The organism is Cryptosporangium sp. NPDC051539, assembly GCF_044454545.1.
Taxonomy (GTDB): domain Bacteria; phylum Actinomycetota; class Actinomycetes; order Mycobacteriales; family Cryptosporangiaceae; genus Cryptosporangium.
In genome coordinates this window covers 137,564-151,089 of sequence record NZ_JBITDV010000017.1, presented here as the reverse complement: position 1 = coordinate 151,089, position 13,526 = coordinate 137,564, and the positions used below count along the sequence as shown (strand labels likewise).

12 protein-coding genes, 2 pseudogenes and 1 other annotated feature are annotated in these 13,526 nt (G+C 66.7%); of the genes and pseudogenes, 8 read left to right on the top strand and 6 right to left on the bottom strand.

The features are described from left to right. Window positions 1–225: 225 nt before the first annotated feature. From ACIBZJ_RS39305 to ACIBZJ_RS39295, 3 genes are all read left to right on the top strand, one after another. On the top strand, window positions 226–870 hold the full coding sequence (locus ACIBZJ_RS39305; protein ID WP_395938715.1) for a DUF6228 family protein: 645 nt from the start codon (window positions 226–228) through the stop codon (window positions 868–870). Next, entirely contained in the window at window positions 867–998 is a 132-nt protein-coding gene (locus tag ACIBZJ_RS39300) for a hypothetical protein (RefSeq protein ID WP_395933060.1), read from the top strand. The genes ACIBZJ_RS39305 and ACIBZJ_RS39300 overlap by 4 nt, the downstream gene beginning before the upstream one ends. A gap of 202 nt (window positions 999–1,200) precedes the next feature. Then, entirely contained in the window at window positions 1,201–1,839 is a 639-nt protein-coding gene (locus ACIBZJ_RS39295; protein WP_395938714.1) for a hypothetical protein, read from the top strand. A gap of 496 nt (window positions 1,840–2,335) precedes the next feature. Here ACIBZJ_RS39295 and ACIBZJ_RS39290 read toward each other — a convergent pair whose 3' ends face one another. Next, window positions 2,336–2,482, bottom strand: a complete 147-nt coding sequence (locus ACIBZJ_RS39290) for a hypothetical protein (RefSeq protein ID WP_395938713.1) — start codon at window positions 2,480–2,482, stop codon at window positions 2,336–2,338. Window positions 2,483–2,933: 451 nt separating this feature from the next. On the opposite strand from ACIBZJ_RS39290, the gene ACIBZJ_RS39285 reads away from it, so the two are divergent. After that, entirely contained in the window at window positions 2,934–4,121 is a 1,188-nt protein-coding gene (locus ACIBZJ_RS39285) for an alpha/beta fold hydrolase (protein ID WP_395938712.1), read from the top strand. Between the two features lie 182 nt (window positions 4,122–4,303). After that, window positions 4,304–4,645, top strand: a pseudogene (locus tag ACIBZJ_RS39280) (transposase); the annotation flags it as partial. A 47-nt stretch (window positions 4,646–4,692) separates the two neighbouring features. Here ACIBZJ_RS39280 and ACIBZJ_RS39275 read toward each other — a convergent pair. Continuing rightward, window positions 4,693–5,412, bottom strand: a complete 720-nt coding sequence (locus ACIBZJ_RS39275; protein ID WP_395938722.1) for an MBL fold metallo-hydrolase — start codon at window positions 5,410–5,412, stop codon at window positions 4,693–4,695. A gap of 447 nt (window positions 5,413–5,859) precedes the next feature. On the opposite strand from ACIBZJ_RS39275, the gene ACIBZJ_RS39270 reads away from it, so the two are divergent. Beyond that, window positions 5,860–5,991 (top strand): hypothetical protein, encoded by a 132-nt coding sequence (locus ACIBZJ_RS39270; RefSeq protein ID WP_395933060.1) that lies wholly within the window; start codon window positions 5,860–5,862, stop codon window positions 5,989–5,991. A 279-nt stretch (window positions 5,992–6,270) separates the two neighbouring features. On the opposite strand, the gene ACIBZJ_RS39265 is transcribed toward ACIBZJ_RS39270, so the two are convergent. Next, window positions 6,271–7,269 carry an alpha/beta fold hydrolase gene (locus tag ACIBZJ_RS39265; RefSeq protein ID WP_395938721.1) on the bottom strand — a complete coding sequence of 333 codons (999 nt, stop codon included), beginning with the start codon at window positions 7,267–7,269 and terminating at the stop codon, window positions 6,271–6,273. A gap of 33 nt (window positions 7,270–7,302) precedes the next feature. Between ACIBZJ_RS39265 and ACIBZJ_RS39260 the strand changes: the two genes are divergently transcribed. Both ACIBZJ_RS39260 and ACIBZJ_RS39255 read left to right on the top strand, forming a co-directional pair. Continuing rightward, a complete protein-coding gene (locus ACIBZJ_RS39260; RefSeq protein WP_395938711.1) occupies window positions 7,303–8,286 on the top strand; it encodes a helix-turn-helix transcriptional regulator in 984 nt (327 codons plus the stop codon). 64 nt (window positions 8,287–8,350) lie between these two features. Beyond that, on the top strand, window positions 8,351–8,785 hold the full coding sequence (locus ACIBZJ_RS39255) for a hypothetical protein (RefSeq protein WP_395938710.1): 435 nt from the start codon (window positions 8,351–8,353) through the stop codon (window positions 8,783–8,785). A 684-nt stretch (window positions 8,786–9,469) separates the two neighbouring features. On the opposite strand, the gene ACIBZJ_RS39250 is transcribed toward ACIBZJ_RS39255, so the two are convergent. From ACIBZJ_RS39250 to ACIBZJ_RS39240, 3 genes and pseudogenes are all read right to left on the bottom strand, one after another. Next, complete coding sequence (locus ACIBZJ_RS39250) at window positions 9,470–9,868, bottom strand: hypothetical protein (RefSeq protein WP_395938709.1); 399 nt, start codon at window positions 9,866–9,868, stop codon at window positions 9,470–9,472. Window positions 9,869–10,118: 250 nt separating this feature from the next. Beyond that, window positions 10,119–11,356, bottom strand: a protein-coding gene (locus ACIBZJ_RS39245) for an IS3 family transposase (protein WP_395938708.1) whose coding sequence is annotated in 2 segments (ribosomal slippage) — window positions 10,119–11,071 and window positions 11,071–11,356 — 1,239 coding nt in all. Because the reading frame shifts where the segments join, the coding sequence is not laid out codon by codon here. Then, window positions 10,950–11,078, bottom strand: a sequence feature (AL1L pseudoknot). It overlaps the preceding gene by 129 nt. Before the next feature lie 1,263 nt (window positions 11,357–12,619). After that, window positions 12,620–13,413: pseudogene (locus ACIBZJ_RS39240) on the bottom strand (transposase family protein). Window positions 13,414–13,526 lie beyond the last annotated feature (113 nt).

Here is a 13,526-nt window from a genome sequence, read left to right as displayed (position 1 = left end):
CGACAACCGCTCACCGACGACCTTTACCTGACCCGCACGTGGCACGACCTGACCAACGACCGAATTAGACCTAAGTTACCGGTATTGAGGCTAGTCCGCGCCGATCCGGCTCGACGGCCCGCGGGGTGGCGGCGGCAGCGGTTCACAGGTCGAGGGCAATGACGTGTCGATTCCACACCATCGCTGATCGTCGGTCTAGAAACGAACCGACGATCAGGAGGCGACATGAGGTACCTCATGCTGGTGTGCGTGGACGAGGACGTCGAAGAAGACGCGGATCCCGAGCCGTGGATCACCGAAATGGAGACCCGCGGGATACGAAAACTGGGCAACCGCCTACAGCCGATCGCCGACTCCACCACCGTCCGGGTCCGTAACGGCGAGGTGCTGATCGCCGACGGACCGTTCGCCGACGCCCGCGCCCACGGCGGCACCGGCCGCGTGACGGCGCGGCCACGCCGCTCCACGGCCAACCGCGCCGAGACCACCCGATCCGGCGCGAGTCACAGCCGCACACTCACCGCGTGGGCCGCCGACCCAGCGGAGTCCTCTCAGGGAGGGGACAGGGTTCGAAGCTGGGAATCGCTGGAACACGACCTCCGCATCGACCCGGTCCATCACGGGCGTGGCCACGTCCGCCTGCGGTTTGTCGCCCGCGGACCACCCGGATACGACCCGGACGCATGGAAGGCTTCCGTCAGCCAAGATCGCGACCGTCCTCGCGTAGCCACGCTCTCTCTAGGGAAAGTGTTGGGAACCGAACCTTCGCGGCGTCGTCCCGGCGATCGAGCGGAGAGCCGTTCCGCGCGAACCTGGTTTCAGGACGGGGACACACCCCGCCGAACAACCTCAGGAGGCTGGACGACATGAGCGGCTGCTACGACTACGACTACTCGTACGACTGCAACGACAACTCGTACGACTACGACTGCCGCCCCCGTCGCCGCCACCACCGCAAGCACTACAACGACTGCTGGGACTACAACTACTGCAACTGAACCACCCAGCACCCCGGCCCGGAACGCGAAACCCGCGCTCCGGGCCGCTCTACGTCTGGACCGAGCCGGCACCCAGCCAGCTATCGGCGGCATCAAAGAACTTCGGAAGTCGAACCCTTTGGGGTTCTGTTCGGCTGGATGAGCAAGGCGCGCCCGTCGCCGGCACGCGATTCCGCTGTCGTACAGGTGGAAGGGCTGCACCTTGGCGACGGTCGGGCTGACTGCGGCGATGACGAGTGAACACCGCACGGCCGTCGCCGACCCAGACGCGGAGACCGGCGCGAATGACGCGGAGGGCACAGATGCAATGTCAGCGCGGAAACCAACCATGCCGGCGCTGACCTCGACCCTTGTGGACGTCGCCGTCCCGACCATCCACGGGGGTCTCATTGAACACCACACCGCTGCACACCATCACGAATGCAGGGCCGCGATGACGCCGCCAGATTTGCCCGCACGACGCCCTCCGACGCCCGTCATCATTGCGCTCGGGCTGCTCGTCCTCGCTCCGATCCGGCTGGTGTGGTTCGCGGTGGAGGCTGCGCTGGACGGCAACTGGATCGCGGCGGTCCTCTCCGCCGTCTTCCTACCCGTCTGGTTCCTCGTCCTGCGCGGAGTCTGGCAAGGCGGACGGGGTGCCTACGTCGTCGCCGTCGTCATCACGATTCTCCAGATCTACGCGGTGTTCGGCGACGCCACGTCCGACCCCGACTCATCGAAAGACGCGGCAGGCCAACTCGCCGACAACTGGCCCACGCTCCTTCCGGCAGCACTGCCGATCGTCGCCCTCTTGCTGTTGGTGGCCACGCGTCAGAGCCGCGCGTACTACGCGCGGACCTGACGGTCACCGTCCTCGGCGGCGCGTACCACGGTGGGCGCCGTCGAGCGGGCTGACAGCGCGGCCCTCCCACGGCACAGTTCCGGCCCCGCACGTCCGGTCGACCCGCCGCTCCTGGCCGATGACCGGCCAGGAGCACACGGTCGCGATGCTTTCGTTTCGCACCTCGTAGCGACCACGCTCGCGGCGAGGGGGCACGACCAGCCGGTCAAGGCCTTCCGGAGCATTCCCACCCAGACGCTGCCGTGCGTTCTGCCATGGACGGCGGCGGATGGAACGCCGCCCAGCCCGTCCGCAGAGCAGAACACGGCCGGCGACCTGACGAACGGCGGCAGAAGCGGATGTTCCCTTCGCCGTCATGGAGCGGCGGATTCACCCACTCGCGGCGCGCACCGCTGCCATCCTAGAAAAATGGACGCAAGCGATTCTGTCGCCAACGACAGCGCGGCGATCGCGCTTGCGGCTCTGGCGGTGTCGGGCGCCCGGTGCACCTCGCTGGTTAGGGCTGGGGTTCCAGCGCTTGCATCGCCCGGATTGACGCCCGGTACCCGTCCGGCATCGGTAGTCCCTCGATGTCGTCGGGGCTGAACAGGTGCAGCTCGATGTGTTCGTCGGAGAGCGTCGGCGCAGTGTCCTGGTCGACCAACCAGCAGAAGCACCCGGCCCCGCAGGAAGACCACGCCCCTCACCGAGACACGCCACAACTGTCGGCCGGACGTCTGCATGCCTGCCTTCCGGACTGCCCACCCCTCGACGGGAGTCGCTGGACTGCTCAAGGTCACTGCTGGCTCGTCGAGCGGTGAGTACTCGCACGGGCCGTCAGCCCGTAAGGCGAGACGGCTGACTCACGTGCGCATCGCATCGACCTGCGCTGACGGTCATCGAAACTCTCATTTCTGCGCCCCGACACAGCGCTCTGACGATCAGCGGCATGAGCGATCCGTGGAGAGTCCAACCCGAAGTCGTCCTCCGAACGCCTCTCGCCCTCGCCTCGGTGCCTGAGTGCTGCCCCGGGAACGCGGGTTGCTTGTCCTCGGATGCCAAGCGGGAGACCCGTCGCTTGACCTGAACCGGGATCCAGGTAGCAGGCTTTCATCGTGCGCAATGAGCCAGAGAAACCATTCGGCATCTCAGAGGTCGCCGCGCGTGCAGGTCTCGAGCCCGACACACTGCGGTACTTCGAGCGGCAGGGCATCCTGCCGACCCCGCGGCGCGACGCTGCTGGACGGCGTCAGTACCTGACCACCGACGTCGAGTTGATCGACATGCTGGTCCACCTGCGAGAAACGGGAATGCCCCTGTCCGACATCGCGCAGTTCACCAGCGCCGACGCCGCGGCCACCGACCCCTCCCGCTTGCGGCTGGACCTGCTCGACGCCCATCGTCGCCGCGTCCTGGAGCGCCGTGCGGCCCTCGACCGTGCTCTCGAGGTGATCACCCGCAAGATCGCCGACTACACCGATCTCGCTGAGAACTCCCCCGCCATCCTCGAGCGCCCCGACACAACCATCACCTACAGCGTCCGGGGCGAGGGACCACTGCTCTTCCTCGTCGGCGCGCCGGCCGGGCGAGCCGGGTTCACAGCCCTCGCGACCGAACTCGCAGCGCACTACACCGTAGTCACCCACGATCCGCGCGGCATCGGCGCCAGTCCGAGGACGCCCGGAATGGCTCGACCGACTCCGCACGTCCTCGCGCAGGACCTCGCCGTGCTGATCGACGCGTTCACCGGGGAGCCGGCCCGCTTCCTCGGAACGAGCGGCGGGGCCGTGACCGTCCTCGAACTGGCCACACAGCACCCACACCTCCTCAGATCAGCCGTGCTGCACGAGCCGCCCCTGATCACGCTCCTCGACGACACCGAACTCGCCGAACGCGCCGCGTCGGCGTTCGCCGTCGCCGAAACCGATCCGCAGCGGGCGGTCCAGGAGTTCTTCGACCTCAGCGCAGCCGCCCATCACACAGGACCGGAACAGACGCCTCCCCAGCACATGGCTCTGCCGCGCCTGCCGGCTGAAGAGCTCGAGAAGAACCGCTACTTCCTCGGCCAAATGGCCGGCCCCACCGTCTTCTACCAACCCGATATCCAGGCCCTACAACAGACCAGACTCACCGTGTGCGCCGGCTCGTCGAGCCATCATCAGCTGGCGCGACGAGCCGCCCACGCCTTAGCCGATCAGCTAGGTCTGCCCCTCATCGACCTGCCCGGCAACCACCTCGGCGCAAGCGCGGAACCGGTGAGCTTCGCGCACGCACTGGTACCCCTGCTCGACCTCCGAACCTAGAGCTCACTACCAGCAGCCACGTCTGACAGTCCCGATGTCAGGCCGGGTAGGGGCGGCGCATTGCTGCGCCGCCGCCCCCTCAGAACCGGACGTGCACGATTTCCAGGGACTGTCTTTCTAACGGTGTAACTGGCCTGGTCTGACACGCCGAGCACACGCTGCTTGGCGGGGAGGAGCAGGACATGACGGACACCATCGAGGACATGGCGACCCGGATTGACCAGCAGAAACTCGCAGAACAACTCGTCGAGGCCGCACGCGCGGAAGGCGTGGAGCTCATCGGCCCCGGCGGGTTGCTGTCCGGGCTGACCAAGACCGTGCTGGAGACCGCGCTGGACGCGGAACTGACCGAACACCTCGGCTATGACAAGCACGACCCCGCCGGGCACCATTCGGGCAACTCGCGTAACGGCACCCGCACCAAGACAGTGCTGACCGAGATCGGCCCGGTCCAGATCGAGGTTCCCCGCGACCGCGACGGCACTTTCGAGCCCGCAATCGTGAAGAAACGCCAGCGCCGCCTGGACGGCGCCAAGTCGGCCGACTATAGGGATCGGGCGGCACCCGCTGCTCAGGCCTGGTCGGCGGCCGCGGCGGCATAACCGGAGGCCAGTGCCCGCAGGGCGGTCGCGCCGTTGCCCTGGAACGACGAGCCGTGCATCACGGCCAACGTGGTGGGCTGCAACTGGGCCAACCGCTCCAGCGTCGGCGCCAGATCGGCAGACAACGCGGTGCTGTGGAAGATCTCCTCGGCCCGCAGCGCGGACTCGACGATGTCGTCGCTGGTGAGCGCCGGGCCGTCCCCAATCTGGGTCAGAAGGTCGCCGGCGAACAGCAATTCGTTTGTTTCGTCGTACCAGAGCCCGCTCTCCCAGTTGTGCGGGACGTGCGGCGTAGGAAGGAACCGCAGACGGCGGCTGCCCAGGTCGAGCGTCTCGTCCCCGATGACGTGCGGCGGCCGGTCTGCGAGATCGTTGAGCGAAACCATGCAGGCCAGCGCGCCGTGCACGACCTCCGCCCGCGGCGCGTCCCTCAGCAGCAAGTTCATAGCACCGCATTCGTCCGCCTCGACGTGGGCGAACGAGATCCACCGCAGGTCCTGCAGGGGCAGGATCCTTCCGATCGCATCCGACACCAGCGGATACAGTTGCCGCATTCCGGTGTGAAAGAGAAACGGCTCCTCGTCCCGCACGAGAAATTGGTTGAATCCGAACCCCCCGGGCGCCACCTCCGGCACAACGGTCGAGATCCGGAAGACATCGGGAGCGATCTCGTCAATCTTCGTCTCCATGGGCCCCGCCCTTCCGCCCGGACCGCCGCCCACTGCTGCGGTCACGAGGGCGAGTGTCGCGCTTCGTCACCCGGGACGGCGAGCCAAAGCCCTGGTGTCGAACCCCTATTTTGCGGGCTGACCCGCGATGGCGTGGCCATCACTCCGCTCGAGGCGGCCAACCGGACCGCCAGCGCTACGGGTTGCCGATGACGGTGGAGAAAATCGAAAGCACCCGAGTCAACCTCAAACGCCTCGTGGAGCAGGGCTGCCCGGCCGAACAGTCGCGGCGCGGAAATAGCAGACGCTACGCGCCCGCAGCGCGGCAGGAGAGCGCGGCGGATCGAGTGTTCGGAACCGAACGTTGCCGGCGTCGCCACCCCGAACGAGCCACCGCGGTTCCTACGCGAATCTGGTTCCAGGACGGGGGCACACCCCGCGGAACACTTCTCCTGGAGGCTGGACGACATGAGCGGCTGCTACGACTACGACTACTCGTACGACTGCAACGACAACTCGTACGACTACGACTGCCGCCCCCGTCGCCGCCACCACCGCAAGCACTACAACGACTGCTGGGACTACAACTACTGCAACTGAACCACCCCAGCACCCCGGCCCGGAACGCGAACACGCGCTCCGGGCCGCACCACGTCCAGGTCAGGAGCCACCCACCAATCCATCTGCGGCAAATGCGGACGTCGCTGAGCGGCGCCCGGACCTACGCTCGTCCACGTCTTCGCCGGTACGGGACGGAGTCGGACCGAATGCATCGAACCGACCTGCGCCGCGTCGCGGGCCGACTGAGCGCCCACCCCTGAGTTCTTCAGCACGGCGGGTTGACAGCTGGCTCCACCAACCCGCGGCGCAGGGACATGATCAGCGACTACGACCCGGGGGCTCCCAGTGCTGGACGGCGTCCCGCTGGTCCAGCCACTTCAGAATCGCCTCGGTCGTTTCCTCCGGCTTCTCCTGCTGGATCCAATGGCCGCAGTCCAGACTGACCACTTCCGCGTTCGGCACGAACTCGGTCAGCCTTTCGGCCTTCGCGACCGTGTCGCGGTCGCCGTAGATCATGAGGGTGGGCTGTCGGACGATCGGGTCCGCGTCCGCCAGCAGGTGCCAGTTGCGGTCCAGGTTCCGGTACCAGTTGATTCCTCCGGTGAACCCTGACGACTCGAAGGCCGAGACGAAGACGGCCAGCTCGCCGTCGCTCATGATCGGCTCACCGAGTGGGGCTTCCGCTCTGGCGAGGTCGATCAACGCGTTGCCCGGCTGAGGCTCTGCGAGAGGCACGTTCTGCCGGTACAGGTTGCGAAGGAACTGGGACGGGTTCTGCTCGAACACGGCATCCGCGACGCCCGGCTGCCGGTTGAAGTGGACGAAATAGAAGTCGGCGCCGAGCACGCCCTCCATGAATTCGATCCAGGGCGTCTCCCCGCGCTCCTGGTAGGGCACACTCAGTGCCACCACGCCGTTGACCCGGTCCGGGTGCAGCAGGGTCAGGCCCCAGACGACGAATGCGCCCCAGTCATGGCCGACGAAGGTGGCATCCGCGTAGCCGTAGTGGTCGAGGAGGGCGACGAGGTCACCGGACAGGTGTGCGATGTCGTAGTCCGTCACTTCGGTGGGACGGGACGAGTTGCCGTAACCCCGCTGGTTCGGCGCGATGACGTGGTAGCCCGCCGCGGCCAGGGCCGGCATTTGATAGCGCCAGGAAAACGCGTGCTCCGGCCAGCCGTGACAGAGCACGATGGGGTTTCCGGCGTTCTGCCGACCGGCTTCGAAGACTTCGAGTTCCACACCGTTGACCAAAATGCGGGTGGGCTCGGGAAAATCGATGGTCATGTCGGCAGCTTGCCGACCAATACCGGTCATCCCCTGACCGGTTTCCGAGGAAGAGTTGTCTGGGTGCGAGCCGACCGGTTGATGGCCATCCTCCTGCTGCTGCAGCATCGCGAGCAGGTGACCGCAGCGGAGGTCGCCCGGGAGCTGGAGATCTCCGAGCGCACCGCCCGCCGCGACCTCGACGCCCTGGGCATGGCCGGCGTGCCGGTGTACTCCGTGCGGGGCCGGGGCGGCGGCTGGCGCCTCGTGGGCGGTGCCCGCACCGATCTGTCCGGGCTGACCGCGAGTGAGGCCCGCGCCCTGTTCCTGGTCGCCGGTCCGGCGTCGTCTGTCACGCCGGTTCTGAAAGCTGCGCTGCGCAAGCTCGTCCATGCCCTGCCGGAGCCGTTCCGGGCGCAGGCCGAGGCGGCGGCGGCGTCGCTCGTCATGGACCCGCAGCGATGGGGGTCGAGCCGGGTCGAGCCCCGACCGCCTCGATTCCTCGACGAGATCCAGGACGCGGTGATCCGCGGCGTTCAGGTCCGGCTCGGCTACGTCGACCGCGAACGCACCGAAACCGAGCGAACCGTTCACCCGCTGGGAATCGTCGCCAAAGGCCCGTCGTGGTACCTCGTCGCCAACACCGAGACCGGCCGGCGGACCTTCCGGATCGACCGCGTGTCATCCGTCGACCCGACCACCGATCCCGTACACCGGACCGAGGACTTCGACCTTGCCGAGAGCTGGCGCGAGGTCGCCGACGAGGTCGAACGCAAGCGAACACCCTTCGAGGCCCGGGCGGTGTGTGCACCCCACGGGATAGGCGTGCTCCGGATGGGATTCGGCGCTCGACTCGAAGTGGGAGGTTCCACGACCGACGGCCGCATCGAGGTCGTGATCCGCGGCAACGACGAACACATACTCGCCGGCGAGCTTGCCGGGCTGGTCGAATACCTCGAGGTGACCGGCCCTCCGGGGGTGCGAGACCACCTCGCCTCGATCGGCAACACGCTCGTCGAGCGATACGGCTCCGACCGGCGCGGACGGCGCGCGGCGGAACGAAGCTGACTGTCGTCAGCGCGGACGACGCCCCGGGGGAGAGCATGCGACGAGCAATGCATCCAGGATCAGCGTGACCGTCGCAAGGGCTACCGCCGGCCAAGGGCCAGGCTTCGGCCGTGTTCGGACCGGGCATCCGCACGCTCCGCGGGTCGCGGCGCTGCTGGGCGCGGCGCAAAAGGCTGCGGCGGACACGGCGTGGACGCCGGTCGAGACCGGTACCGGCCTTGAAATCGTGGTACGGGGGCCGGGCACACCACCGGGCGATGCGACCAACGATCTGGGCGGACTCGCCGACGCCCTCCAGGTGTCCAGCCACAGCCCCAACCTGGACCTCAGTCATCTGGGGGTCGCTTTCTACCGCAACGACCGTCAGGTGAGGCGCGCGCTGTACAGCGACGAACACCACGACGCCCAGGAGTACACGCTCGCCGTGAGCGCGCCGCCCTGTCCTCCGTCAAACGATGGCTCACAAGGGCCGATCTTTCGCCGTCATCGCGGCATGTGAGTGAGTCTTCGCGCCCCCATCAAAGCGGAGATTGTTGCGACAAACTGAGACCCTGACATCAGGGAAAGGGGACTGGGTTGACTACTATTCTCGCGGTCGTCGGTGTACTCGTCGCAGTCGCATCTCTGATTTTCTCCGGGTGGCAGGCCCGTTGGCTCGCCCGACAGACGGCCGTCCAGAATGCGACGGCAGGTGCCGCTACCATGCAGAGCTTATTCAACTGGCTGCACGGTGTGCAGGGCTTGCTCCTAAAGGAGCCTCGCTTGCTTCCGCAGTTTCGCGGCGGCCAATTAAGTAGCTCGACCCTCACAGAGGAAGAGCAGTCGCGCATGCGCTTGTTGGCATCAATGTATAGCCATGTGCTAACCGTCGGAATTTTCTTCCATAGAACAGTACCCCAGACTCGGTCACAGCGAGAATGGGAAAAATCATGCGTGCAAATGCTTCAACTATCGCCGCCGATTCGAGAGGAAGTTTCGGCTAAGCCCACCCAATATCCGGATCTGGCGAGGCTTATGGACCAATACGTTACCAATAAGGACCGGTCGTAACCGGCTTTAGTCTAAAGGCGGATCGCTGACCTCTACACGCACGCTGGTTGCTCGCTCTCGCGCCTGGCGGCCACTGAAGGTCGGCCGCCGAGCGTGGTGGCAGCACACGCTGCCTGCGGCAAGCGGATGAGCGTTAGCCGCCAGCGCCGTTACTGATGACCTTCCCGCCAAGTCCGGACCGAGTCGTGGGTTGGCCGACGAGTTCGACGAGGACTTCATCGCGACAACCGTCGCCGAACGCCGCAGCGACGGCATCAGTGAACGCGGCCACCAGCCGCGCGACGACGCCCGCTGCGTCCTCACGGGCGAAAACTTCCTCGCGCATGCCGAACGTGACGGAAGGCGCGGCCGTATCGACCACCGCTCCGCCACGCGCCCATCGTCCGGCGGGGATGCCGATGAGCCTGACGTCCACCGAGCCACGAGCCCACTCGCCGTACACGGACACGACAGCGTTGGTCAGTTCCCCGACAAGGCTGAGCTCGCGCCCGGCGAGCTCTTCCTCCAGCGCGTAGAGCGTCACGTGGGGCATCGGCGGCTCCTCAACGTCAACGAGTAGCGGCCGGACTGCGGCCGGTCGCCTGTGAACGGGGAGCATAGGGCAACCCGTTCGCCGGCCAAGATGATTTCCCCGGCGCGAGGCTGTGCTCGTTGCCGGGCGGCGCACAGGAAACGCTTTTGTAGCCCTCCATCGTGAGCGACCCGCGGCATGACAGTGAGTTGTGCGCGGTGTCGAGCAGCTGCTGGGTTGTCAAGCCCCGGCTTTGATGGAGGCTGGGTTCCTACGCTCCGGCGGACGCCGGGGCGGGTTGTGGTCCTGAGTGGATGGTCTCGTACTCGGCCGGTGGGACCTTGCCGAGCGAGCCGTGGATGCGCCGGTGGTTGAACCAGTCGATGTACTCGGCGTTGGCGTACTCGACGTCGTCGAGGCCACGCCACGGGCCTTTGTCGCGGATCAATTCGGCCTTATAGAGCGAGTTGAATGCTTCGGCGAGTGCGTTATCGTAGGAATCGCCGCGGGAACCGACCGACGCGACGGCTCCCTCCTCGGCGAGGCGCTGCGAGTAGCGAACGGCAACGTACTGGACGCCCCTGTCGGAATGATGAATTAATCCGGACAGGTCGGCGCCGTGACGACCGCAGTTCCACAAGCCCATCTCCAGGGCGTCCAGCGCGAGGTTGGTGCGGAGATTATCGGCGACCTGCCAGCCGACGACCATCCGTGAATACACGTCGATGACAAACGTCGCGTACACCCACCCGCTGAACGTTTTTACATAAGTGATGTCGGCGACCCATAAACGGTTCGGGCCGGGAGCGGCGAACTGTCGCTCGACCAGGTCCTCCCGGGTGTCCGGTCCGGTCCCGGGAACGGTCGTGCGCGGCCTGGCCGGGCCACCGCGGCGGACTCCCTGCAGGCCGGCGGCGCGCTTCAGCCGTTCCACAGTGCAGCGAGCCACCGCGTGGCCTTCCCGGTTGAGCTGAGTCCAGACTTTCTCCGCTCCATACACCTGGTAATTCTCCTCGTGGACACGGCGGATCTGCGCCGTCATCGCCGCGTCCGTGACAGACCTTCTTGACGGTGCTCGTTTCTTGGCGGCATAGTACGTTTGCGGGGCGATCTTGATTCCGGCTTCTCTCAGCACAGCGCAGATCGACTCGACCCCGAAAGCGTCCCGGTGGGCGTCGATCAACGTGATGATCAGCGTTGTGGGCGGTCGAGTTCCGCCGCGAAAAAAGCGGACGCGGACTTGAGAATCACGTTCGCCCGCCGCAATTCACGATTCTCGCGTTCGAGCTCGGCGATCCTTGCTGCGTCCGTGCTGGTGGTGCCCGGCCGGTGACCGTCGTCGACCTCTACCTGGGTCACCCAGTTACGCAACGTCTCATGATTGATGCCCAGCTGACCGGCGATCCGCCGGATCGCGCCGACCCTGGTCGCCGGGTCCTGCTTCGCTTCTAGCACCAGCCGAACTGCGCGTTCACGCAGCTCCTGCGGGTACTTCCTCGGTGCCGCCATGACCTCGATACTCCCGTGGGTTCGATGCCTCCATCAAACCCGGGGCGAAACAGACGCCTCGCCGAAACTGCCCGCCCGCCGCCTAATGGCACTTGCCCTCATGCCCATTTTTTTATATGAAGCTCGATACGGCAACGCGATCCACGCAGCGACGGATGCCGATCCGACTGCCAGTACCAGCAAAAACACTTGGACCTTGGTGGGGGCACCGCTCCATCCACTGGCTGGGGACGCGGCACAACTGACCATCGCGGTCAGGAATGTGAGCACCGCACGACGACGATCCGACTGCCCGTCGGACCGTCGACCACGCCGTCCCATGATCACATTCTGCGCTGCTACCGCCACTCTTGGCCAGATCCGCACGACGTAACCAGCAGGAAATCCCTGGGGGCCACGGCGCACCGGAAGCCGGGACCAACACGTCCGGAACTCACCGCGATCCACACACAACCTGGAGCCGAGTCAAGCCGGGAAACCCGCGGCCAACTCGGATCGCCCAAGCCAGCCGAGGCTGTGCCCATGTCACCGAGGTGCCCGCCGGCTGCTTCGGGCATCCGGGGTGCCGGTGTCGTCGCACGACGCTGCCCGACTGCCCCCAGGTGTCAGCGTCGTAGCGCGTCCCGCCGATCCGACCCACCAGCAGCGATCCGGGTCGCTGCCCGCCCACCGTCGCCGATCCGGCCGGTCCGGCAAGGCAGGTCCGTCCCGCCCTGGCCCTCGCACGTCTCCTGCACGCCGCGCAAGCAGGCAGCGGACGCGGACGCGGACAAGCTGGCACTGGACGACGTCCCGGCGCTGGAGGCCTTCAGTGGCGAGCCCGCGCTCGTGGACAAGCTCGTCAGCAAACGCGCCGGCTACTGGGGCATGCAACACGCCGTCGCGGAGGAGCAGCGCCGCCGCGACCGCAAGACAGCCGTCGCGGAACTCAAGGCCGGCCTCGAACGGAACCGGGTGAAGGTCGTCCCCCAGCCCAAGGAGTGGCTGTCGGGCTGCCGCGAAGCCGCAGCCTTGACGCTGCTCGACGACCGCGGGCGACCCTTGGACCCCGAGGCCGTCAAGACCAGGCAGGGCTTCGCGGCCTTCATCCCGCGCGAGGTCAACAACCCGACGCCGGTGATCGTCTGCACCGACCCGGAGGCCTGGGGCTACACCCAGTCGAAGTCCACCTTCTACATTACCCCGAAGAAGGAACGCGAGCGTGCCGAGGCGGAGGCCGATCAGGCCGCGTTCGCCGAGGCACTGAGCCTTTTTCAGTTGGGTTCAGTCGGCGAGGATGAGGGTTTGGACCGCGTTGACCAGCCGGGTGGCGTGGTTGGGGCTCGAGCGGATCTTCCGGAGTATTTTCCAGGCCTTGAGCTGCGCGTTCGCGCGTTCGCCAGGGCCTCGCATCCGGGCGTGGGCGGTGTTGACGTCTTTCTGCGCTGCCGAGAGCGGCCGGAACTTCCCGGTGTCGGGGTCTTTGCGGCGGCGACGCTGGGGGACGGTGACTGACGGGCCTGCGCCTTGGTAGCCGGTGTCGGCCAGCGCCTGGACGCCGGCGGCCTCGAACGCGTCGAGGATTCGTGTTCGCGGGCGGCGGCGATGTCGTGTCTGGCGCCGGGGATCGGCGGTGAGACCCAGATCAGTCGGCCGGACGGATCACTGACGACCTGCACGTTCACCCCGTGGCTCTTGTGTTTCCCGGAGTAGTACGGCCGGTCTCTTTTGCTGGCCATCGCGACGCGGTCGATGCGCAGCACGCTGCCGTCGAGGATCACGTAGGCCTTGCCCCCTGCGACCGCGATGGCCTCGTCCAGGGTCGGGGCCATCGCCGCCAGCAGCGTGATGCCCTCAATGACGTATCGGTAGACGGTGCTCACACCGATGGTGAACCCGCAGGCCAGGTCCGCGTAGGTCTCACCTTTCCGCAGGTAGGCCACGACGAGGAGGGCCTGGCGGCCGGCGTCCAGGCGCCGCCACCGGGTGCGTAGTTCACGGCGGCGGCCACGCAGGGCGTCGGCGAGCAGCCTCAGCCCGCGAGTGGACACGGTCATCCCTGACGGGTAGGAAAGCACCCGGAGCTCCTGGTCTTGGACGAACGACTTCAGCAATCGCCGTCCTACCGGGGGCTCCGTTGCGTCTCACGACCGCCCTGACCTCAGTAGACAGAGGTTGAAAAGGGTTCACT

What these genes read in the sequence shown, in the direction of transcription:
- ACIBZJ_RS39275 (WP_395938722.1), bottom strand. Translation starts at nt 5,412, where the DNA reads ATGGAGACGAAGATTGACGAGATCGCTCCCGATGTCTTCCGGATCTCG.
- ACIBZJ_RS39270 (WP_395933060.1), top strand. Translation starts at nt 5,860, where the DNA reads ATGAGCGGCTGCTACGACTACGACTACTCGTACGACTGCAACGACAAC.
- ACIBZJ_RS39305 (WP_395938715.1), top strand. Translation starts at nt 226, where the DNA reads ATGAGGTACCTCATGCTGGTGTGCGTGGACGAGGACGTCGAAGAAGAC.
- ACIBZJ_RS39265 (WP_395938721.1), bottom strand. Translation starts at nt 7,269, where the DNA reads ATGACCGGTATTGGTCGGCAAGCTGCCGACATGACCATCGATTTTCCC.
- ACIBZJ_RS39250 (WP_395938709.1), bottom strand. Translation starts at nt 9,868, where the DNA reads ATGCCCCACGTGACGCTCTACGCGCTGGAGGAAGAGCTCGCCGGGCGC.
- ACIBZJ_RS39300 (WP_395933060.1), top strand. Translation starts at nt 867, where the DNA reads ATGAGCGGCTGCTACGACTACGACTACTCGTACGACTGCAACGACAAC.